17 protein-coding genes are annotated in these 22,777 nt (G+C 34.2%); 6 read left to right on the forward strand and 11 right to left on the reverse strand.

Translation table 11 applies throughout. The features are described from left to right. Positions 1-420: 420 nt before the first annotated feature. From OM075_RS19610 to OM075_RS19620, 3 genes are all read left to right on the forward strand, one after another. Positions 421-597: a M15 family metallopeptidase gene (locus tag OM075_RS19610; protein WP_301192247.1), complete on the forward strand. Its 177-nt coding sequence runs from the start codon at positions 421-423 to the stop codon at positions 595-597. Positions 598-734: 137 nt separating this feature from the next. After that, positions 735-1,004: a YkgJ family cysteine cluster protein gene (locus OM075_RS19615; RefSeq protein ID WP_301192248.1), complete on the forward strand. Its 270-nt coding sequence runs from the start codon at positions 735-737 to the stop codon at positions 1,002-1,004. A gap of 267 nt (positions 1,005-1,271) precedes the next feature. After that, entirely contained in the window at positions 1,272-2,006 is a 735-nt protein-coding gene (locus OM075_RS19620) for a lysophospholipid acyltransferase family protein (protein ID WP_301192249.1), read from the forward strand. A gap of 18 nt (positions 2,007-2,024) precedes the next feature. On the opposite strand, the gene OM075_RS19625 is transcribed toward OM075_RS19620, so the two are convergent. The 5 genes from OM075_RS19625 to OM075_RS19645 form a co-directional block, all read right to left on the reverse strand. Then, positions 2,025-3,722, reverse strand: coding sequence for an RluA family pseudouridine synthase (locus tag OM075_RS19625; RefSeq protein ID WP_301192250.1), 1,698 nt, complete (start codon positions 3,720-3,722; stop codon positions 2,025-2,027). 80 nt (positions 3,723-3,802) lie between these two features. Continuing rightward, positions 3,803-4,759: a mevalonate kinase family protein gene (locus OM075_RS19630; RefSeq protein ID WP_301192251.1), complete on the reverse strand. Its 957-nt coding sequence runs from the start codon at positions 4,757-4,759 to the stop codon at positions 3,803-3,805. A 37-nt stretch (positions 4,760-4,796) separates the two neighbouring features. Then, positions 4,797-5,816 (reverse strand): diphosphomevalonate decarboxylase, encoded by a 1,020-nt coding sequence (gene mvaD, locus OM075_RS19635; protein ID WP_301192252.1) that lies wholly within the window; start codon positions 5,814-5,816, stop codon positions 4,797-4,799. Between the two features lie 6 nt (positions 5,817-5,822). Further along, positions 5,823-6,773: a GYDIA family GHMP kinase gene (locus OM075_RS19640; RefSeq protein WP_301192253.1), complete on the reverse strand. Its 951-nt coding sequence runs from the start codon at positions 6,771-6,773 to the stop codon at positions 5,823-5,825. A gap of 36 nt (positions 6,774-6,809) precedes the next feature. Beyond that, positions 6,810-8,096: a hydroxymethylglutaryl-coenzyme A reductase family protein gene (locus OM075_RS19645; RefSeq protein WP_301192254.1), complete on the reverse strand. Its 1,287-nt coding sequence runs from the start codon at positions 8,094-8,096 to the stop codon at positions 6,810-6,812. 352 nt (positions 8,097-8,448) lie between these two features. On the opposite strand from OM075_RS19645, the gene OM075_RS19650 reads away from it, so the two are divergent. Further along, positions 8,449-10,257, forward strand: a complete 1,809-nt coding sequence (locus OM075_RS19650) for a methyl-accepting chemotaxis protein (RefSeq protein WP_301192255.1) — start codon at positions 8,449-8,451, stop codon at positions 10,255-10,257. An 88-nt stretch (positions 10,258-10,345) separates the two neighbouring features. Here the strand turns inward: OM075_RS19650 and OM075_RS19655 are convergent, their stop codons facing one another. From OM075_RS19655 to OM075_RS19680, 6 genes are all read right to left on the reverse strand, one after another. Next, entirely contained in the window at positions 10,346-11,332 is a 987-nt protein-coding gene (locus OM075_RS19655; RefSeq protein ID WP_301192256.1) for a beta/alpha barrel domain-containing protein, read from the reverse strand. Between the two features lie 183 nt (positions 11,333-11,515). Further along, positions 11,516-12,661: an acyl-CoA dehydrogenase family protein gene (locus tag OM075_RS19660; RefSeq protein WP_301192257.1), complete on the reverse strand. Its 1,146-nt coding sequence runs from the start codon at positions 12,659-12,661 to the stop codon at positions 11,516-11,518. Positions 12,662-12,708: 47 nt separating this feature from the next. Continuing rightward, entirely contained in the window at positions 12,709-14,670 is a 1,962-nt protein-coding gene (locus OM075_RS19665; RefSeq protein ID WP_301192258.1) for an acetyl/propionyl/methylcrotonyl-CoA carboxylase subunit alpha, read from the reverse strand. Continuing rightward, the gene (locus OM075_RS19670) at positions 14,645-15,445 is read right to left on the reverse strand and encodes an enoyl-CoA hydratase/isomerase family protein (RefSeq protein WP_301192259.1); all 801 of its coding nucleotides are present in this window, start codon (positions 15,443-15,445) and stop codon (positions 14,645-14,647) included. Before OM075_RS19670 ends, OM075_RS19665 begins: the two co-directional genes overlap by 26 nt. Positions 15,446-15,549: 104 nt before the next feature. Then, on the reverse strand, positions 15,550-17,136 hold the full coding sequence (locus tag OM075_RS19675) for a carboxyl transferase domain-containing protein (RefSeq protein WP_301192260.1): 1,587 nt from the start codon (positions 17,134-17,136) through the stop codon (positions 15,550-15,552). 135 nt (positions 17,137-17,271) lie between these two features. Then, positions 17,272-18,381 (reverse strand): glycerate kinase, encoded by a 1,110-nt coding sequence (locus tag OM075_RS19680; RefSeq protein WP_301192261.1) that lies wholly within the window; start codon positions 18,379-18,381, stop codon positions 17,272-17,274. 82 nt (positions 18,382-18,463) lie between these two features. Between OM075_RS19680 and OM075_RS19685 the strand changes: the two genes are divergently transcribed. Then, entirely contained in the window at positions 18,464-19,225 is a 762-nt protein-coding gene (locus OM075_RS19685) for an MBL fold metallo-hydrolase (RefSeq protein WP_301192262.1), read from the forward strand. A gap of 299 nt (positions 19,226-19,524) precedes the next feature. Then, on the forward strand, positions 19,525-22,764 hold the full coding sequence (locus tag OM075_RS19690; protein WP_301192263.1) for a S41 family peptidase: 3,240 nt from the start codon (positions 19,525-19,527) through the stop codon (positions 22,762-22,764). Positions 22,765-22,777 lie beyond the last annotated feature (13 nt).

Genomic DNA, 22,777 nt, shown 5'->3' on the forward strand with positions numbered 1-22,777 from the left:
ACTTAAAGGGGTCAACATCCGCCGGAATGTCATGCGGAAAACATCACATGAACCGGCTTCGGGAAAGGGGGTCAACATGATCAAGAATATCCATTAGGTATATGAAAGTCACAAATAAATTTCATAGTCACTTTTTATACTCAAAAGGGATCATGAATATTAGATGTTCTTTTTATCTGTTTTTGTGGTTATCATTATACTAATAACCATAATTAACCATTCATGTTTTTAAGATATTTCTCGATATGAATAGCCGTTAAGCTAATGTATATTGTTAAATAATCTTATATCAGCACAAATTAAATATAATGCTTAAAAATAAAATCTATAATCATAAACTTTTCTTTTTTTTGTGCAAAAAAGATGGAATGTAGCGTAGGATGAGCAGCATGCTGTATTACACCTTCCATATCATCATCAATGCCTAATGGTAAAGCAATTGATATTGCAATTATAAAAAATGATGATTGTGATTGGTCAACAGGATTATTTAAAAAATTTCTAGAAATTGTTGATAAAAAAGAATCAATGGATTTTATTAAATGGGGTGGTGATTGGAGGAGTTTTAAAGACTATTCACATTTTGAAGTTGAATAAAATATAGTATATTTACTTAACTGTTTTACTACCATTGTCAATATATTATTATATAAAAAAACAATGAGAAAGTTAGGTAAAAAGCGGTAATCAATTAAGTTTGGTTATCGCTTTTTTTTTTATTTTTGGCAAAAAAAATGGAGTGTAGAGTAGGTTGTGCAGCTTGTTGTATTATACCATCCATATCATCACCAATGCCAAAAATGAAGGAAGGAAAAAAAGCAGGTGTAAGATGTTTACATTTGACTGATGATAATAAATGTGAATTGTTTGGCAAACCAGAAAGACCAGATGTTTGTGGTGGTTTTAAAGCTGAAAAATTATTTTGTGGTGACAATAAAGAGCAGGCATTCAAAATATTAGCAGGGTTGGAAGGGGTGAGTAATTGGCAAGATTTATTGAGGTAATTGATATGTATTATAATGCTTACGGCAATTTATCTTTCAGTAAATAACCAAGAGAGAGGTGTGCACATTTAACTGAGGAAAATAAATGTGAATTGTTTGGCAAAAAGGAACGCCCTGCAGTATGTGGAGGTTTTACGCCCGAAATAGAATTCTGTGGTAATACCAGAGAAGAGGCATTAAGAATTTTAGGAGATCTGGAAAAATAAACTGACAATCCAGAACGGATAACAACCGTTATAGTAAAGATATTTTCTTAGTAATAATAAGATGAAAGCGTTAGGAAACTTCTTGTATCAAATTTACAAATGGGTCATTTTTATACCTGTTTTTGCTTTAGCAAGTATTATTTTTTCATTGGGAGCAGCTTTATTAGCTGTTATTATTTCGCCAAAGGCTGGTAGTTTAAGTGGTGTAATGTGGGCTAAGACTGTTGCCTTTTTTACACCTATGCGAGTAAAAGTGTACGGAAGAGAAAATATTAAAAAAGGTCAATCGTATGTTATCGTGGCAAACCATCAAAGTGCTTACGATATTTTTGCCTTATATGGGTTTTTAGGTATTGATTTTAGGTGGATCATGAAAAAGGAATTGCGCCATGCTTTTGGTATAGGACCTGCAAGTGCAGCTGTTGGTCATATATTTATTGATCGGTCTTCACCTAAAGCAGCTTACGAAAGCATTAAAGAAGCCAAAGCTAAGTTGGTGAATGGAACATCAGTTGTCATTTTCCCGGAAGGAACAAGAAGTGGTAGTAATAGTGTAAGAAGGTTTAAAGGGGGTGCTTTTAAAATTGCAGGAGAGTTAGATTTACCAATTTTACCGGTTACCATAAAAGATACCCATAAAGTTTATGGCGGTGGTACTTTTAATGTGCGTCCTGGAAAAGTGAGTATCACAATTAATCCTTGTATTAATACAGCTGAATATAAAGGTGATATGAAATTATTGATGGAAACTACCCGGGAGGCTTTAATTCAGCCAATTAAAGAATTTAATTCGTAAGAATTATAAAGCTTAAAACTAAAAATCAGCAGGTACTTTTACTTTAATTCTTTTGTTTAGTATGGGATGAGTAAATTCCAGATATTCAGCATGTAAGTGTAATCTATTGCTCTTTTTTCCGTATAAATCATCTCCAACAATAGGTGTATTTAAGCCTTTAGGATGGGCTGCATGAACTCTTAATTGATGTGTGCGGCCGGTAATTGGAAAAAAATGAACCTTTGTTTTTCCATTTGTTCTGTCAATAACCTGAAATTTTGTTTTTGCAGGTTTACCGTAATCATAACATACCAACTGTCTGGGTCTGTCATCAAGGTCAACTCTTAATGGTAATTCAATAAAGCCACTTTCCTCTTTTATAATACCATCCAGTAGGGCAATGTATCTTTTTTGAACAGATCGCTCTAAAAACTGCTTTTGAAGTGCTTTATGTACGTCTTTATCTTTAGCAATCATAATTAAACCAGAAGTGGACATATCAAGTCTGTGAACCAGTAAAGGACCCGTTGCTTCCGGATATTTGTTTTTAATTCTTAGGTATACAGAATCTTCCGTTTCTTTTCCTGGGACAGAAAGAAATTCAGCAGGTTTATTAATTACCAGGATATATTCATCCTCAAAAACCGTTTCTAATTCTTTTTGATTGATTGTTGGCGATTTAATTGGATTTTCATCCACATCCAAACCCTGAAGCATATGCCCTAAAATAGGTTCGCATTTACTTTTACAAGAAGGATAAAAATACCCATGTTTTCTGATCTCTGATTTAGGACTTTGTCCCCACCAAAATTCAGCCAATGCGATTGGTTTTAAATTATTTTGGTAGGCATATTGTAATAATTTTGGAGCCGCACAATCACCAGCTCCAGCTGGAGGTATTTGCTGTGTTGTAGGAGCAAAAATATTGCATAAACTTTGTGTTTGACCATGGTAATTTAAGAACTGGTACTGATCAAAAAGTTTTTGTTGTAATGCTGCAGAACGTGTTTTTCGTTCTTCTTTAAGATGATGGATTTTTGTTTTAAAGAAATCAAGCTCAGATTTTAGTTTTTCCAGCTTTTCTTCCCATTCTTTCTTCAGCATCTTAAAATCATATTGATGTTTAAGACTTTCCTGTTTTAGTTCTTCTTTTAAATTTTCAAATTCCTCACTGGATAGGGATTGTTCTAACTCATTTCGTTTAATCTTTCGGTTTTTCTTCTCAACTTTCATAAATGATCTGTAATCTTCAAGCTCTTTTTGTGAAGATTTTATCCCGGAAGAATAATTATTATTTACTTGGCGGAATTCTTCTGATTCTTCAAGTTCTTTTATTTGTTGATTGATAAGGCTAATATTATCCTCTTCCGGTTTAAAAAAACCATTTTCATCCAGCAAATCATATATTGGAGGAACAAATCCAGGTAATGTATTGGTTCCGGCAAGTTTTCCGCTGAAAGCGCTCAAATAGCCAATTTCATTTTGATCATTTTGTACCACTAAAACACCAAACATCTTTCCAATATTTGTGCCTTCTACAAAATGATCAATACCAAAATCGTGGATCCAGTCCTTCTGAGTTAAAAGGTGTTGTTGCAGTTCTTTACTCGCAATTAAAGACAATTCATGAGGTTCGTAATAAAACGGATAAGTAAATTTATCAGGTAACGATATAGCTTCAATTGATGTTTTGAATCTGGTAAAGTACTTATCTGATGTATGATGCTTTGCTTCCATGAAATGCTGTTGCGTTCTTTAATTTTAAAAGAGTCTGCAAAAATACAAATCTTTTATAAAAAGCATCTTTGTACCCGAAATTATAGTTCCTGATATACTGTAATAACCTCCAGACCTTTGTTTACCAATGAATTTTTTACTTTACTGTATTTTCGTGTAAAGCCTAATAAGTAGCCACCACCACCAGAGCCACATAGCTTAAGTATATAATCATTTTTCTCTAATCCATTTTCCCAATGTTTAATGAATTCATCCGGAATCATCTCTTTCAGATATTGAAGCTGAAATTTCGATAACTTCTTTAAATCTTTATAAAATGAAGGAAGGTCTCCGTTTAATATGGATTTTACACAATGATTTGTCGTTGGAATTAATTCTGTTTTAATTCTATCCATATATTTTGGATTGACACATTTTTTTAAAAATAAATCCACTAAAGGCGCTGTTTTTCCTGTTTTTTTAGTGTTTATAATAAAAATGGCATCATCTTGTTCAACATTTTTTCGGGATATTCCAATAGATGTAATTTCCTGTTGGTTTTTTATGAATAAAGGATGATTGATATAGCAAATTAAAGGATCTATTCCAGAGCTCTTTCCATGAAAATAAGATTCAAGTTTTGAGAATAAGTGTTTTAATTGTTGTGTTTTTTCTTTAGATAAACCTGCTTTAGCCTTGATTTTATTAAGGCCATATGAATGGTATACCGATGCAACTAATGCACCACTACTTCCAAGCCCATATCCTTCAGGTATGGTTGATTCAAAATATAATCCCTTATTTAAATCTTCTTTAAACTTGGTTGTGTCTATATAACTGCTGTAATTACTATGCAGATATTCATAATATTGTAAAAGTTGCTGATTTGATTGTTTGGCATATTCTAAATCAGTATAACCGTCAGAATTAATGAAGGTTAACCTTCCGTTAAAATGAGAATAGGGTATTGTTAGACCATTGGAATCGAACAAAATGGAATATTCACCAAATAATAAAATTTTTGAATAAAATATTGGGCTAAATTTATTCAAGGGCATAATTTATATGTAAAAAGTAAATGTTTATTTATTCTAATTAGGCAATACTGTCTTTAATCAATAGATTATTTATACAGTACTTCTTTAAATCTCTTTCAATAAACTCTAAAACCTCATTTTTGTTCGACTCCGGATATAATACATGAATATTTGGACCTGCATCGATGGTAAAACATACAGGAATTTTTGAGGATGCTCTGAATTCCCGTATCTTCGAAATAATTGTTAACGAATTGGGTAGAAGTAAAGTATATCCGGGAGACGAGCTCATCATTAAACCATGAAGACTTAATGCTTCCAGTTCAGCAATTTCTATAAATAAATCCCAGTCTCCATTTTTAAGTGCCTCAATGAGTTGAATTGTATTTTTATTTGCCTGCTGTATTCTGGCTTCCTTATATGGATGGTTTTCCATTAATTGATGGCCTTTAGTACTGCTGATTGCTTTTTGTTGATTACTCACAATAAGTACTGTATCCTGAATACTCATAAACGATTCATGAACAAGAGGATTGATTTCTAGTGCATATTGATCATTGCTTCCTTCAAAGCTTGAATCTCCCCAAATATTCCAACCCTCCTGAGTTGATCTACAGGCACTTCCAGAACCTAGTCTGGCAAATTCTGATACAACTGTTTGGGGTAGTGTTACTCCGGTAATTTGTAAATGAATTTCGGCCAAAGCTTTTGCTAATGCAGAATAGCTGCTGGCAGAAGATGCAATGCCTGAGGAATGGGGGAAGGTATTTGAACTTTCGATATTTAAATGAAAGTGCTTTAACCAGGGAATAAAATGATCAATTCTTTTAAAAAACTGAAGCAATTTTTCTTCAAACTTTGAATTAGATTTATTTTCAAATAAAAAGTTAAATGAATAATCATTTAACTCCTTATTTAATGTGTATTTTATTTTTGTTGTTGTTATGCAGTTCTTTAAGCTAAAACTAATTGATGGGTTTAATGGCAATTGAACAGCTCTTTTCCCCCAATATTTTACAATAGCAATGTTTGCAGGACTGCTTTTGGTTACAACTCCATTTTCTTGTTTATATTCCACTTATTTCTAATCTATGTCAAGAGCCAGATCAGAATATTTATATATAACATCAAGCCCCCGACGGTTAAAGTAATTTTCAACATATTGATCAGGATGCTTTGTGGCAACTAACATCATGTCGCCGCCCCAGGCTCCTAATGATTTTATAGAACCTTCAAAGTCATAAAATTGTTTACTGTTTAATGTTGGGATGTGTAATATTTTTGAAATTATTTTTTCATGCTCATTCATTATTTCAATAAAATCGTCAATATTATTACAAAGTGCCATGTTTGTTGTAATAGATGAAATTTGACTCAGTTGCTGATTTGTAAAGTTCTTGCGACTAATTTTATCAATAGCTTTTAATGAGCTAACCTTCTTGCCTGAATAAACAAAATAAAGATTTGAATGAAAGGGTGGTTTAAATTTTAACTCAACGTATTGCGGATTTTTTACATTCTTATTGTAAATAACAGGAAGATCAGACTTTGATGCAGCAATATCGTATCCAGAACCTTTAAAGCTCAGTGAATTTAACTCAAATGGGTCAATGTTAAAATAACGGGCTACGTTTACTATAAGAGTGGAACTGCTGCCTAAGCCTAATTCAGGATTAAAATTGATATTGGTAATAAATTTCTTATTTAAAATATCCTCTAGCTTTCCATTACTAATGTTTAAGGCCATTCTGATTACTTTGTGAATAACAACTGCAAATCCGGCATTTGTTCTGTCTCCAATATGAAGTTTGCCATCCAGTTTGTCAGCAAAAGCAACTTTATGCCACAATCCGTCAAGTTTATATGCTTCCCATTCCAGTGAACCATACTCTTTTTCATAAACATTTAACGTTTGACCAACTTTTAACGGAATAGCCAATACATTAGCTCCATACATGGCGCCGTATTCGCCTGTAAGCATAATCTTTCCATGAGATTCAGTAGAGAAAATTGGGGTATTTTCCTGTTCAATCATTTTTCATAAGTGTTTTTGTTGTTCCCTTAAGAAAAGCTATTTGACTTTTCTACAATTGTTGAGATAGGTCTGAACTGCACTAAAACTCACAGTCTGATTGCTAAAATAAGCATTTGCACTGACTTTTTCCTCTTCTGAAGCATCTAAAGTTAATAGTATATTGGATAAATGCATTTTCATATGTCCTTTTTGTATTCCGGTTGTAACTAAAGAGGCAACGGCAGAAAAATTATTTGCCAGTCCGGCAGCTGCAATAATTCCCATAAGTTCCTGAGCATTGGGATTTTTAAGAATCTCCATGGATAATGCTGCCATTGGATGGGATTTGGTTAGTCCACCAATGGTTCCAATAGCTAAGGGAACAGTTAAGCTATAAGTAAACATATTGTTTTCAATACTTATATCAGATAACGACCTGTATTTTCCGTCTTTACAGGCATATGCATGTATTCCTGCTTCAACAGCTCTAAAATCATTACCTGTGGCAATTACTACCGCATCAATACCATTCATGATACCTTTATTGTGCGTAACAGCTCTTGGTGTATTGTTTTTAGCTATTTCAACTGCGCTTTTAAATCTAGTGGCAAATTCAAAAGGATTCATGTCTTTCGACCAATATTTTAATTCGTCTATTGAGCACGAAACTTCACATTTTACAATGCAATCAGGAGTGTAATTGGACAGAATTGCCATAATGATTTGTATTTCTTTTTCCTGATTTTTAAAATATTGAGTTAAGGAGTCGCCCATTTGTTCCAAACAGGAATTGATAAAGTTGGCTCCCATAGAGTCAACTGTTTCAAAACTTACCAATAAGCAAAAGGTATTTTCACAATCATCAACTTCTTGTAATTCAAAAGCTTTAATTCCTCCTCCACGTTTTTCCATATTATAGGTAAGAGAGGATGTGGATTGGCGTAAATAATTTTCTATAACTTCCAATTGATCATTTAGGTAATGAAAAGATTCGTCTGTATTAAAAAATAGCTGCCCTACTTTTGTTGTGGATATTACGGTTGCTTTAAAGCCGTTGTGTTTTGACCAGAAATTGGCAGCTTTAGATGCTGCAGCAACAACAGAACTTTCCTCAATTGCCATCGGAACAATGTATTCCTTACCATTAATAACAAAGTTTGGCGCAATGTTATATGGCAAGTAAAAATTGCTGATTGTGTTTTCTGAGAACTGGTTGTAGGTTTCCTGTAAATCAGGGTGGTGATGAGAAGTAATTGTTTCTTGCACTTTAGGTGATAATCCCAAGTTTTTAATTAATAGTTCAATTTTTTCTCTTGTATCTAGTTTTGAAAATCCTGAAATCATAATTTATCTATATATATGTTGTTTGGAAACAGACATAGCGATAAAATGTTCTAATGGACTAGTCAATGTATTTATTGCAACTAACTGAGTAATAATAGCCCTCGTTATTTAGTTAACTTTTATTAACAACGTATAAATATAAGATAATCATTGTAGTTACACATGACAAATGTTAGGATACATCTTTTAGTCAAACAAAAACAGTTGTTTGTCGTAAATAATAAGGTGTTTGTCAATGATTTTGTGTTGACGAACATTTTTTATTAGACAATAAACAATAATTAACCAGGTAGTTTTTGGGTGAGTGTTATAATTCTGCTCAAACCAGAATATCATAATTAAACCATTTTGTATGAAAGTAACGAGCATTCGAGCCAATATTCTTTTGGCATTTGGAGGAGTTTGTATTGCTGTAATTGCGGTTTTAAGTATTGCCATTTTCACAATGGTAAGTAATACAATAACAGATGATATCAGGGATAGACAGCTGCATACATTTATTGAATCTTCTCAAAGTGATTTAAGAAACGAGTTTGAAAATGCTATTGAAACTTCGTTAAGTCTGGCTCAGGACCCAACACTAATTAAATGGTTTGAGAATGAAGATGATGAAGTTTTAAAACAGTTATTGCTTAGCAGGTTAGATATGACAGTCAGTGGGCTTGGATATTTTACTGTGTTTGCTGTTAATGCTGCAACAAATAACTATTGGGCTGAGGGCTTTAAAAAGCTGGATACAGTTTCTGAATCAGATCCGGACGATAGTTGGTTTTTTGATTCCATGAATTCAGGGAAAAAGATTCTGACCAATTTTGATTATAATAAAAATCTGGACCAAACCGGGTTGTTTATTAATGTTTTAATTGGAGATCCATCTAATCCATCAGGTGTTGCGGGTGTGGGACTTAATCCCACTAAATTGGTAAAGCAATTAAATAAAAAGAAGTATAGCGAAAATAGCTATATGTGTATTATTGATGAACTGGGGACCATAAAAATTGCTCAACGCGAAGATGATATTACCAAAGCTTTAAAAGATATTATCACAGAGGATGCCAGCGATTCAGTGCTGTCGAAAGAATCAGGTTTATTGAGCAACTACGAAATCCAGGGCAAAAAATGTGAGGTTGTGCATATGACAGTAGGTGATACCGGGCATAAAATTGTAATGATTGTTCCAACTAATGAGCTGGTTAGCCTATTGAATCCTATTCGAACGCTGACAATCGTTATCGGGTTTATTATTTTGATATTAACATTGGTGTGGGCCTTTTTTATTTCGAATAGGATGTCAAAACCAATAATTTCGCTTAATAAAATAGCTGCTGATTTATCTGTAGGAAAACTAAATGTTGAAATTCAGGATGAATTATTATCAAAAGGTGATGAAATAGGTCAGTTTGCCAATACATTTAAGCAAATGAAGGATCGTATATCCGGTGTGATCTCTCAGGCCTTGCAAACAAGCAAATTAATAGAAACAGGAAGTTCTGAGTTAAATGCGTCAGCAAATGATCTTTCAAGCCGTTCCATGCAACAAGCAAGTTCATCAGAAGAGGTTTCTGCTTCTATGGAAGAAATGGGAGCAAATATTAGGCAGAATGCACAAAACTCAAGACAGTCGGAGCAGATTATGCAACAGGCCTTTGACGATACTTATGAAGGAAGTAAGATTATTGCTTCAGCTGTAGAGGCCATCAAAATTATATCTGAAAAAGTAACTATTATTGAAGATATTGCTTTTCAAACGAATATTTTAGCATTAAATGCTGCAGTAGAGGCTGCCAGAGCAGGAGAGGATGGTAAAGGTTTTGCTGTGGTGGCAGCCGAAGTGCGTAAATTGGCTGAACGGAGTAAAATATCTGCCAATGAAATTAGTGAACAAGCCTTATCCACAGTAAATGTTGCAGAAAAGGCCGGAGGTATTTTTTCTAAGTTAGTTCCGGATATTCAAAAAGCATTTGAACTGGTAAAGGAAATCTCTGCATCGTCAGAAGAACAAAACGTAGGAGCAGAGCAAGTTAATAAAGCTATTTTAGAACTTGATGCTGTATCACAAGGAAATGCTTCAGCTGCGGATCATATTTTAAATCTTACCAAATCTTTTTCAGGAGAGGTTGAGAAGTTAACTGAAGTAATTTCATTTTTTGAAACAAAATAGAATAATAGGAAAACTATTTATATAATTAGGGGCTCAACTATAGATATAAAGTTGAGCCCCGCTTTTTTATTTAGATAATGATAATTAACTATTTAACTCGTAAAAAAGCTTCTGCAAGTTTCCATTTTTCAATCATTTCAGATATAAATAAGTCCAAATCATCCTCACTTTTTAAAGCATATTCCAAAAACAAGGATCCCATACCTATTACAGATGGTATTTTACATATTTTGTGTAAATAAAAAGCATCCAAAACTGAATAGATTCCGCCTGATATAATCACTTGTTTGCAATTAATATCAGTTTCTTCATAAATCTGATTCACCATTAATGTCATTTCATGAGCATCATGTCCAACATTAATAAAATCATCAAAAGCATGTATTGAATTCTTGTTGCGCATTTTCTCCAGTTTGGTAAAATTAGTACCACCCCAGGCTCCAAACTCAAATGCAGCAATATTTAATTTTAAAACAGCCTTAAGGCTTTCATATCCCATTCCTTGTCCAACTTCTTTTACAATTATTGGCGACTCAACCATCTCCAATAACTCAGTCAAGGTTTCAATGGGAGGCCTTTTTAATAAGTCTCCTTCGGGCTGAAAAGCCTCTTGTAGAGGATTTATATGTACAATGATCCCATCTGCATCAAGATCTTTTCTGATTTGTTGAATTTGATCAATGGAATTTTCATCCAGCATTTTTTCAATTTGAGCAATGCCAAAATTAGCATACAAAGGTTGTTTGTCGCCAATGTAAGGTCTTACACAAAAATCATTGAAGTAGTTTTTATTTTCGAGTAATGATCTGCATGACCCTAAACCCATACCCAAACCATATTTTCCTGCGGCAGTGGCTAATCTTTTATTAATGATACCAGCCATCTCTGTGCCGCCTGTCATGGAAGAAATCCAAAAAGGATAATTCATTTCTTTCCCTAAAAAAGGAAAGGGGGTAAAAGAAAAATCAGTATGTGAAGATAACATCGGTTCATAACTAAACCTGTTATCTTTTTCTGAATCTTTCACAGAAGCTTTAAACGCTAATTGTAAATGGTCTTTTTTACGATCTTCCATGTAGCAAAAAAAGAAAAGTTTGTTGAGAAATACAATGGTTACTTCATCTTAAATAGCTGAAATAACCGTGTATATTTTAATTTTAGAATTAATACCGTGAAAAGTGATTGAAATATAGTAATGCCGATAAGTTAAAGGAAATTACAATAACAAATCGGCACTACCTTAATAAAGAGAAAATTTTTAGATACCTAAATTTCTTGAAATGACCATTTTTAGAATTTCGGTAGTTCCTTCACCAATTCTTAAAATCCTGTGGTCTCTGTAAAATCGTTCAATATCACTTGATTTAAATAAGCCTGCACCTCCAAATATTTGAATAGCCTCATCAGAAACTTCACCGGCAATTTCACTACAATATAGTTTGGCCATGGCGGCTTCTTTGCTGTATTCTATATGGTTATCTTTTAACCAGCATGCTTTATATAGCATATTTCGGGCTAGCTCTATTTTTAAATCCATATCTGCTAACTTAAATTGTATGGCCTGAAACGATGAGATAGACTTACCAAACTGTTTTCGGTTTTTAGCATATTCAAGAGCCATTTCAAAAGCCCCCTGAGCTAAACCAAGTCCCATTGCGGCAATTGAAAGTCTGCCTGAATCCAGTGTTTTTAGCATTTGAGACAAGCCCTTGTCTTTTGCTCCCAATATATCCTGATCTGAAACCATGCATTTGTCCAGCTGAATTTCAGCTGTATCAGAAGCTCTCCACATCATTTTGCCTAAAGTACGTTTTGCTGAAAAGCCAGGTGTGTTTTTATCAACCAAAAAGGTTGTATAGGTGGGCTTGTCATTTTTAACACCTGTTTTTGCCAGTACTGTAATACCCGCCATTAATTCATTACTGCCATTGGTAATATATCTTTTATCTCCCGATATTTCCCAACCTTCATCAGTCTTTGATGCAACAGTATCAACGCCTCTGGCGTCAGAACCTGCATTTTCTTCTGTCAAACCAAAAGCCCATAATTTATTGCCATTCAGTAAATTCGGTAGTAATTGTTTTTTTTGTTCTTCTGTTCCAAAGTTATAGATAGGGGCTACACCAAGAGAGTTGTGTGCTGCCATAGTAACTGCCTGTGAACCATCAATACGTGATAACTCTTCAACAGCAATAATGTAAGATAAGGTATCCAGACCTTGTCCACCATATGCTTTAGGAATATCAATACCGTATAAACCAGCTTTTCCCATTTTTTGAGCCAACTCAACGGAAAAAGTCTCATTCTCATCAAGTTCTGCTACCAAGGGTTTAATTTCTGTTTCTGCAAATTGTCTAACTTTCTTTCTAAAAGATTCTTGTTCCTGATTATAAAATGGAGTCATTGTTATTCGATTAATTGTTTTTATTGTCTTGTTATTGAGCGTTGTTACTATTCTGTTTCTATTAGCACCTGATTTAAACTAACATGTTCTGCCGTTTTTACATGTACTTTTTTAACTAAGGAATCTTTCCATGCCATTAAAATATTCTCTGTTTTCATGGCTTCTAACACTACCAATGGAGTACCCTTTTTTATACTTTCTCCTTCTTTCACTAATACATCAACGATGTTTCCCGGAGTAGGAGCCAACAGAGTGGTTTTATTATTGGCTTGTTCCTTAATAGATCTTTTGTTTCTTTTTGGTTTATCTGAAATGGCAATTTTTCTGCCATCATGTTGTATGTAGAAAAGTCTGTCATCAGCTTTCAGATAATTTACCTTGTACAATACATTCTCTCTGCTAAAACTAAGATAATTGGGCTTGAACTCAATGATTCTTAACTCAGTAGGTAAATTGTTGTTGATTTGAATAATAAATTTATCAGAAAAAATCTGAAGCAGAGATACATTTATACTATTATTTTCAATTGTAAGATGATGATCCTGCTTATGTCGCCAATAACCTAACTTATTTTCTGATTGAATTTTATTCTTGATAATAATAAATGCAGATGCAAAAATCTTTAATTCAGTTTCAGAAATACTATTGTTTTCTTTAAAGTCGTTTTGGTTATTAGTTACAAATGAGGTAGAATATTCTCCCTCAACGAATTTATGATGATTCAAAATATACAGGATGATATCTTTATTCGTCTCTATTCCAAAGAGTGTATATTCCTTTAAAAATGACTTTAAAATACTAATGGCTTCATCTCTGTTCTGACCTTTTGCAATTACTTTTTTCAGCAGAGAATCAAAATGGGTATGAATTTCCTCGTAATCACGAACACCATTATCTACTCTGATTTGCGGTATTTTAGGTATGTGTAAACCCTTTATTGTACCATGCGAAGGCAAATAATTGTTTTCAGGATCCTCAGCGTATAGTCGAACTTCAATAGCATGGTCATTTACCGTAATTTCATCTTGTTTCAGGTTAAGATGTTGCCCCATAGAAATACGCAATTGCTGTTCAACTATATCAATCCCTGTAATTTCTTCAGTTATGGTATGTTCCACCTGAATACGGGTGTTCATTTCCAGAAAGTAATGTTGCTGATCAGGTGCCAGAATAAATTCTATAGTTCCGGCATTTGTATATGCAATACTTCTAGCAATTGTTAGTGCATCCTTTAAAATATTTGATCTTATTTCTTCAGATAAGTTAGGAGCAGGAGCTTCTTCTATAATTTTTTGATGTCGGCGTTGTATTGAACAGTCCCGTTCGTATAGATGAACCAGATTACCATGTTCATCGGCTAAAATCTGAACTTCAATATGTCGGGGATTCTCAATGTATTGCTCCACATAAATTGAATCATTACCAAAATATCTTTGAGCTTCATCAGATGCTTTTTTTATGGAATCCTGTAAATCTTCAATTTTATATACAACCCGCATTCCTTTTCCACCACCACCTGCAGCAGCTTTAATCATTAATGGAAACTTCAGGTTTTTGGCTTCTTCTATTATAGATTCAATATTTCCAGTCAGTTTTTTTAATAGCGGAATGTTATTCTTTGAAGCTATTTTATTGGCTTCTTCCTTATTACCCATTTGCTTTATAACTTGAGCTGACGGACCAATAAATTGAATCGCATTTATTTCGCACAGTTGCGCAAAATCGCCATTTTCCGATAGAAAACCATATCCGGGATGAATCGCATCAGCAAAATACTCTTTGGCAATTGAAATGATCAAATCCTGATTTAAGTAGGTCTCCTGTAATGTATTGCCAGGCATTAAAACGCCAACATCTGCCTTTTTAACATGAAGTGCATTTTTTTCAAGCTCAGTGTATATGGCAATGCACTCAATACCCATTTTGTGAGCTGATTTTATAATGCGCACAGCAATTTCACCTCTGTTGGCTATTAAAATTCTATTATATTGTTGGTACATTTTTTTCATTATTCCACTCAGGTTTTCTTTTTTGTAAAAAAGCAGTAACTCCTTCTTGACCCTCTTTAGATGTGCGTGCACTTGCTATCATTCTGGCACAATAAAGTAACGTTGTTTCGTCTTCATTGTTTTCCTCGAGTTTTTGAATTAAAGCTTTCGTTTGTATTAAGGCATCCGGAGCACCTTTGGAAATGTTTTTAGCTATTCTAATTGTTTCTTCTCTGATATTTCCGTTTTTTGAAATAAAATGAACCAGGCCTTCATTTTGAGCCTCTTGTGCCGAAAATGATTCAGGCATTAAAAGTCTTTTTCTGGTATTACTGTTACCCATTTTTTTTAGGATGTACGGAGAAATAGTAGCCGGAATCAGTCCCAATTGAACCTCTGGAAAACCAAATCGTGAATTTTCCTCGCAGATTACGATATCACTACATGCAATGATGCCTACAGCACCTCCAAAAGCTGAATTTTGGACTTCGCAAACAACTGGTGTAGGAAAATTGTATATGTGATGATACAGGGCGTTAAAAAGCTTCGCATCATGTATGTTTTGTGTTTTGTTTTGATGAATGCCTTGTTGCATCCATTCCAAATCAGCACCTGAACAAAAGAAGTTCTCACTACCATGAATTACTAAAACCTTAAAAGATCGGTTGCTCATGTTTTCTTTCAGAACCTTCAGAATCTCCTGGATCATTTCTTTGTTTAAGGCATTCCTTTTCTCAGGTCTGTTCAGCTCTAAATATGCAATTTGATTTTTGATACTAAAGTTGATCGTCTTCATGCTGGTTTAGTGTTTTATTTTTAACATAGATAGATATTGCTTTGAAATATTGTATTGAATCAATATTAAAGTACAATTAAGATGTTTTTCTTTACCAGAACATTTTACATTCTGAATACACCATAATCACCTTTTTCATTTGATTGGTTTTGAGCTATACTTAATCCAATTGATAAAACCATTCTGGTATCTGCCGGATCAATAATACCATCGTCCCAAAGTCTGCTTGTGGCATAATAGGGTGAAGCCTCCTTATTAAAATTATCCATAATACTTTGTCTCATCTTTTCTAAGGCCTCCTTAGGTGTTGTTTTACCAATTTTAGCTTCCTGATCTTTTTTTATTGTAGTAAGCACATCTGCAGCCTGTTGCGGTCCCATCACCGAAATACTAGCTGATGGCCAGGAAAACAAAAGTCTTGGATTAAAGGCACGGCCTCCCATGGCATAATTTCCGGCACCATAACTACCTCCAATAATAATGGTGAAAAATGGTACTTTGGTGTTGGCCAATGCATTTACCATTTTGGCGCCGTCTTTTGCAATTCCTTTTTGCTCGTAATCTTTGCCAACCATAAATCCGGTAATATTTTGGAGAAAGATCATAGGGATATTTCTTTTATCGCACAATTGAATAAAATGTGCGCCTTTTTGTGATGATTCGGAAAACAGAATACCATTGTTGGCTAAAATCCCCACTTTAAAACCATTGATTGATGCAAATCCTGTTACCAAAGTACTTCCATAATTGGATTTAAACTCATCAAATATCTCATCATCAATAATGTGGCGAATCAGTTTGCGTACATCTTTATTGTATTTTCCGGCTTCAGGAATCTCTTTATAGATTTCGTGTGAAGCACTTTTGTGCGATATTTGTTTGGCTTCGAGAGATTTCTTCTTAGCTGGAACATGTAAATATTTGAAAATATTGCGACAAATTTCAATGGCATGAAAATCATCATCAGCAAGATGGTCGGCCACACCTGATTGAGAAGTATGCATATCCCCACCACCTAATTCTTCGGCGCTAACTTCTTCTCCTGTAGCTGCTTTTACAAGTGGAGGTCCACCCAGGAAAATGGTTCCCTGATTTTTTACAATAATGGTCTCATCGCTCATGGCAGGAATATATGCACCGCCTGCAGTACATGAGCCCATTACAATACTAATTTGAGGAATACTTTGGGCAGATAATCGTGCCTGATTATAGAATATTCGTCCAAAATCACCTTTATCAGGAAATACATTAGCCTGTTCTGGTAAAAAAATACCTCCGGAATCTACTAAATAAATGCAGGCCAGGTTGTTTTCTAAAGCAATTTCCTGAGCTCTTAAATGTTTTTTTATTGTTTCCTTTACATAAGTACCGCCCTTAGTTGTTGCATCATTGGCAATAATCATGGTTTCCCTTCCATGTACATAGCCAATTCCGGTTATTATACCTGCAGATGGAAAATCATTATTGTATTGGTTGTAAGCCGCAAGTTGCGATAACTCTAAAAAGGGACTTTGTTCATCAAGCAATAATTCAATACGCTCATGAGCCAAAAGCTTTCCCTTACTTTTATGAAGCGCTTTCTTATCTGTATTTTGATCTGAAATTTCCTCCAGTTTTAATTTGTACCCGGCTACTTCAGCAGGAAGTCCATGACTTTTATAAAACTCGAGCTTTTCCTCTATGTTAATCATATAAGTATACTCTGATATCAATTACAAATTAGTAACCAACATTCAAGAATATTGTTTATTTAAACCATAGGAGAATGGCATATTTTTTAGTTTATGCTTAGTTTAATTCTATTAATGATAAGATTCAATTTGAGATTAATAAAACGCTTTTGTAATAATTTTTAGATATTTAGAAGCATTGGCAATGGAATCAGATGTATTTTTAGCTAAAGTGCTAATGTCTGAAACGTAATCAATCTTTTTGTCTGAAATATAATTAGAACTAAGTGCATTGATACCACAGAAAATAGCTACTTTTTGCTTTGTTAATGATTTGAATATTCCAGAGATTACTTTGCCTGAAAGCGTTTGGTTATCTAACTTTCCCTCTCCGGTAATGATCCAATCTGCATTGATAATATGTTTATTAAATTGGGCAATATCCTTTATCAAATCTATTCCAGATTTAAGTGTAGCGTTTAAAAACAGAATGCAGCCAGCGCCTAATCCACCTGCTGCTCCAGCTCCTGGTATTGATTGTAAATCCTTATTAAATTGAGTGATTGCTATATGATTGAAGTTTTGCAAACCCTGATCCAATTCCTTTACGGTTTTAAGATCAGCTCCTTTTTGTGGTGCGTAGATATAAGCAGCGCCATTAGGACCGAACAAGGGATTATTTACATCACAAGCTATATCGAACTTAACTTCTTTAAGCTTTGAATTTATGTTTGAAGAATCAATTGAGCTGATTTTTATCAAATCTTCGCCAGTGCCTTTTAAATCCATACCATTTGAGTCCAGAAACCGAAAACCTAAGGCTTTTGCCATTCCAATACCCGCATCATTTGTTGCGCTGCCACCAATCCCTAATATAATATGTTTAGCGCCTTGATTAATAGCATCCAGAATTAATTCACCTGTACCAAAAGTGGATGTCATTAAAGGATTGAAATCATTAATATTGAGTAGTTTTAAGCCTGACGCTTCTGCCATTTCAATAAATGCGACATTCTTTTCATTGGAGTAATAATATGAAGCCAGAACTTTATGATGCAACGGACCTGCAACTTCCACTTCTTTAATATCACCTTTTAAATAGTAATTCAATACTTCAACAGTGCCATCACCTCCGTCGGCAAGTGGTAATTTTTTGATATCAATGTGCTTACATTTTTTCTGTAGTACGTATTCAACAATATTGCAGAATTCTATTCCACTAAGAGAACCTTTAAATTTATCCGGAGCTATTACTATTTTGGTCATAATAATTGTAAATATTGCAATTTTAAATCATATCAGGCCTGTTTTTGTATCTTTGAATGGTAAATAATTAAAATCATACGAGTTGAAAGTTACTTTTTTAGGGACGGGAACATCGCAGGGAGTACCTGTAATTGCTTGCAATTGTAAGGTTTGTAAATCAAATGATAAAAGAGATATTCGTTTACGTTCATCGGTATTAATTGAGGTGGGAGGGATAACGCTTGTTATAGATTCCGGACCGGATTTCAGGCAGCAGATGTTAAGAGCTGATGTAAAGTCGTTGGATGGAATATTGTTTACGCATGAGCATAAAGATCATATTGCAGGGTTAGATGATGTAAGAGCTTTTAATTGGGTAAATAAACGGCATGTGGATGTTTATGCGGAAAGCAGAGTAATTAAAGCATTAAAAAATGAATTTGGATACGCTTTTGCTGAGAATCCTTATCCGGGTGTACCTAAAATTGGTTTAAATACAATTACCGAGGAACCATTTTTAGTTAAGGGAATTAAAGTAATTCCAATCAGAGGCAAACATATGCATCTTCCTGTTTTAGGTTATAGGATAGGCGATTTTACTTATTTGACTGATTTTAATTATATATTCAATAGTGAATTGGAAAAGGTAAAAGGATCAAAAGTATTGGTTATTAATGGTGTTCGTAAAGAACCACATGTATCTCACTATTGCCTGCCTGAGGCTATTGAAGTGATACAAAAAGCCAATCCTGACAAAGGTTATGTAACACACATTTCTCATCAATTGGGTTTGTATTCGGAAGAAGATACATTGTTACCAGAAAATATTCATCTGGCTTATGATGAATTGGAATTAAACATTTAGTAAATAACTCATGATAATGTCAATCATGGCTGGAAGTAATAGTATAAAAGTCTGAATTGAAAATCGACGCAGTCAAAGCCTGTAATATCACAACAAGGGTATCGCCCCTTGTATTAGTCGGAATGTAAATCTCAGACTGTAAGTCTGTAACTTATGGTTGATGTTTCATATCCTAATTGAATAGGGTAAATCCAACCTTTGATGCACATTTACAATAGGTTTTTGATACAATTGACATCGATTAAATGTTTGGTTACATTTATCTTCATTGTTTCGCATATCTATAAAACCTAATTATTATGAAAAGTATACTTTCCGCAGTCTTTTTATTGACTTTTATATTATTATCATCTCCAAATAAAGCTCAAAATGCAAATGTTACCAGATTAATGCATAGTCCGGCCATCTCCGAAAATAACATTGCTTTTATATATGCCGAAGATCTTTGGATTGCAGACCTGGATGGGCAAAATCCCCGAAGGTTAACGATAGATGAAGGAGTGGAATCCAATCCTGTTTTTTCGCCAGATGGAAAGTATATAGCCTTTAGTGCAGAATATGATGGCAATACAGATGTATTTATAATTCCTTCAACCGGAGGAATACCGCAAAGATTAACCTGGCATCCTTCTGCTGATATGGTCAGGGATTTTACACCCAATGGCGATTCTGTATTATTTAATTCGCAAAGAAATGTTTTTACCAGAAGGTATGCTAAGTTATATAAGGTGTCAATTAAAGGAGGTAATCCTACAGAGCTTCCGATTCCAACAGCTTTTAGCTCCAGTTATTCCCCGGATGGCAATTATATTGTTTATGCTCCAAATATGGAAGTTTTTCATCAGTGGAAGAATTACAGGGGAGGTACGCAATCAAAATTATGGATTTATAATGTAAATACCCATGATGTGGAAGTTATTCAAAAACCTGAAGGTGGATGTAATGATTATAGTCCAAAATGGGTTTTAAACGATATTTATTTTTTAAGTGATCGTAACGGAGAATTCAATATATATTCTTACAATACAACAAATAAAAAGATTACTCAACATACTTTTTTTGATGATTTTCCGGTAGAAAATATAGCCTGCAGCAAAAATAAAGTATTGTTTGAGCAGGCAGGTAGCTTTCATGTGTTCGACAGAATTGGAGAAGCCAGCAGAGATCTACCAATTTCAATAGCTACTGATTTATTGGAACTAAGACCAAGGTATGTATCCGGAAATAAGTATATCAGAAGTGCGGATGTGTCTCCTTCGGGTGTCAGGGCTGTTTTTGATTTCAGAGGAGATATTGTTACACTCCCTGCTGACAAAGGAGATATGGAGAATCTGACACAAACATCTGGCGTTCATGAACAATCTCCGGCATGGTCTCCTGATGGTAAAACAATAGCCTATTTTTCTGATGAAACAGGAGAGTATGCTTTGCATTTAAAAAATATGGATTCCAAATCCGTAAAGAAAATAAAATTAGAAGGCACCGGTTTTTATGGCAATATTCATTGGGCACCCAATAGCGAAAAATTATGCTATGTAGATAATGGGCGAAATTTTTATTTGTATGATATCAAATCTTCTTTAACGACTATTATAGCAACAAATCCAATTTATATGGGGGGACCTTATCTCGATTTATTTTGTTCCTGGTCTCCGGATTCTAAATGGCTCAGTTATTATAAATTTATCGAAACTAGTTTTCAGAAAGCATTTGTTTACTCTTTAGATGAAAATAAGTCATATGCTTTATCTGATGGACTTTCTTCAGTTTCTGAGGTAGTGTTTGATCCTAGTGGAAAATATCTTTACATGTTGGCTTCAACTGATGCCGGACCAGTATTAAATTGGTTTGATCAATCCAGCATTGATATGGAAATGACGAACTCTATTTACCTGGTTACATTACAAAAAGATACCAAATCACCTTTAGCTAAAGAAAATGACCAGGAGATTGAAGCCGAAAAGAAGGAGGAGGATGAAAAGGACAACAAAGAAGTGCATGTAAGTATTGATTGGGATAATTTTGATCAAAGGATTATTTCATTGCCTGTTAAGCCGGCCGGATATTACAATTTAACGAGTCCTGAGGAAGGTAAGATTATTTATTTAAAAGAAAAGAAAGACAAAGAAGGTGGTGCACCGGATCAGTTGATGATGTACACTTTAAAGGATAAGGAAGAAAAGGAGATTATGGAGGCTAATTATTATAAGCTTACATCAAATAATAAGAAGCTTTTATTTAAAAATAAAGATAATTGGGGTATTGCCGAAGTGGGCAAGAAGCCAGAAAAAGACAATCTTAAAACAGAGCAGATTGAAATAAAAATAGATCCAACACAGGAGTGGAGTAATATTTTTAATGAAGCCTGGAGAGTGAACAGAGATTATTTTTATGATCCGGGAATGCATGGATGTGATTGGGATGCAATGAAGCAAAAATATAGTGTTTTCTTAAATGATATTTCCTGCAGAAGTGATTTATACAGAGTGATGCAATGGATGTTTAGTGAGTTGGCAGTTGGGCATCATCGGTTTTCTAACAGAGGAGATAAATATCAAAACCCTCCTAAAATTAAGGGTGGTCTGTTGGGCGCTGATTATCAGGTTGTGAATAACAGATTTCAGATTGAAAAGATTTATGGTGGATTAAACTGGAATCCTGGCTTAAGATCTCCATTAACAGAACCTGGAATTGATATTAAGGAAGGAGATTTTATCATTGCCATCAATGGAAAAGAAGTATATGCCAATGAAAATTTTTATAGTTTCTTTGAAAATACTGCGGATAAAATAATCAAGCTTAAAGTGAGTAGTAGTGTTGATGGGAGTGAAGCCAGAGTTTTTGATGTGGTTCCTTTAAATAACGAAAATGACTTAAGGAATAGAGATTGGGTTGAATCAAATCTTAAAAAAGTAAATGAAGCAACAAATGGACAAGTGGCTTATGTTTATGTACCCAACACTACTGTTGCTGGTCATGAGTACTTTAAACGTTACTTTTTTCCTCAGGTAGATAAAAAGGCCATTATTATTGATGAGCGGTATAATGGAGGAGGGCAGTTGGCAGATTATTATATTGATATTTTAAAGCGTCCTTACCAATCAAGTTGGAATTACAGATATGGCAAAGATGTTAAAGCACCCAATGCTTCAATTCAGGGTCCTAAAGTAATGCTGATTAATGAAGGAGCTGGTTCGGGTGGTGATTATCTGCCCTGGATGTTTAGAAAATTTGGTATGGGTACCATTATAGGAACACGAACATGGGGCGGATTGGTCGGAATAACTGGTTATCCGCAGTTTATTGATGGTGGTGCGGTTACTGCTCCAAATCTGGCATTTTGGACAGAAGAAGAAGGTTTTGGAGTTGAAAATGCAGGTGTGGCTCCTGATATAGAGGTTGAACAATGGCCTAAGCAAATTATTGAAGGAAGGGACCCTCAGTTAGAAAAAGCCATTGAGGTTATTTTGAAACAATTAGAAGATAATCCTCCTAAAGAACCTGTGCGACCGGAATATCCAATTAGAGTGAGAAAATAAATAATAGTACCCC

Origin of the sequence: Plebeiibacterium sediminum (assembly GCF_026013605.1) — a bacterium.
Taxonomy (GTDB): domain Bacteria; phylum Bacteroidota; class Bacteroidia; order Bacteroidales; family Marinilabiliaceae; genus Saccharicrinis; species Saccharicrinis sediminus.

What these genes read in the sequence shown, in the direction of transcription:
- OM075_RS19610 (WP_301192247.1), top strand. Translation starts at nt 421, where the DNA reads ATGCCTAATGGTAAAGCAATTGATATTGCAATTATAAAAAATGATGAT.
- OM075_RS19615 (WP_301192248.1), top strand. Translation starts at nt 735, where the DNA reads ATGGAGTGTAGAGTAGGTTGTGCAGCTTGTTGTATTATACCATCCATA.
- OM075_RS19620 (WP_301192249.1), top strand. Translation starts at nt 1,272, where the DNA reads ATGAAAGCGTTAGGAAACTTCTTGTATCAAATTTACAAATGGGTCATT.
- OM075_RS19625 (WP_301192250.1), bottom strand. Translation starts at nt 3,722, where the DNA reads ATGGAAGCAAAGCATCATACATCAGATAAGTACTTTACCAGATTCAAA.
- OM075_RS19630 (WP_301192251.1), bottom strand. Translation starts at nt 4,759, where the DNA reads ATGCCCTTGAATAAATTTAGCCCAATATTTTATTCAAAAATTTTATTA.
- OM075_RS19640 (WP_301192253.1), bottom strand. Translation starts at nt 6,773, where the DNA reads ATGATTGAACAGGAAAATACCCCAATTTTCTCTACTGAATCTCATGGA.
- OM075_RS19645 (WP_301192254.1), bottom strand. Translation starts at nt 8,096, where the DNA reads ATGATTTCAGGATTTTCAAAACTAGATACAAGAGAAAAAATTGAACTA.
- OM075_RS19650 (WP_301192255.1), top strand. Translation starts at nt 8,449, where the DNA reads ATGAAAGTAACGAGCATTCGAGCCAATATTCTTTTGGCATTTGGAGGA.
- OM075_RS19655 (WP_301192256.1), bottom strand. Translation starts at nt 11,332, where the DNA reads ATGGAAGATCGTAAAAAAGACCATTTACAATTAGCGTTTAAAGCTTCT.
- OM075_RS19660 (WP_301192257.1), bottom strand. Translation starts at nt 12,661, where the DNA reads ATGACTCCATTTTATAATCAGGAACAAGAATCTTTTAGAAAGAAAGTT.
- OM075_RS19665 (WP_301192258.1), bottom strand. Translation starts at nt 14,670, where the DNA reads ATGAAAAAAATGTACCAACAATATAATAGAATTTTAATAGCCAACAGA.
- OM075_RS19670 (WP_301192259.1), bottom strand. Translation starts at nt 15,445, where the DNA reads ATGAAGACGATCAACTTTAGTATCAAAAATCAAATTGCATATTTAGAG.
- OM075_RS19675 (WP_301192260.1), bottom strand. Translation starts at nt 17,136, where the DNA reads ATGATTAACATAGAGGAAAAGCTCGAGTTTTATAAAAGTCATGGACTT.
- OM075_RS19680 (WP_301192261.1), bottom strand. Translation starts at nt 18,381, where the DNA reads ATGACCAAAATAGTAATAGCTCCGGATAAATTTAAAGGTTCTCTTAGT.
- OM075_RS19690 (WP_301192263.1), top strand. Translation starts at nt 19,525, where the DNA reads ATGAAAAGTATACTTTCCGCAGTCTTTTTATTGACTTTTATATTATTA.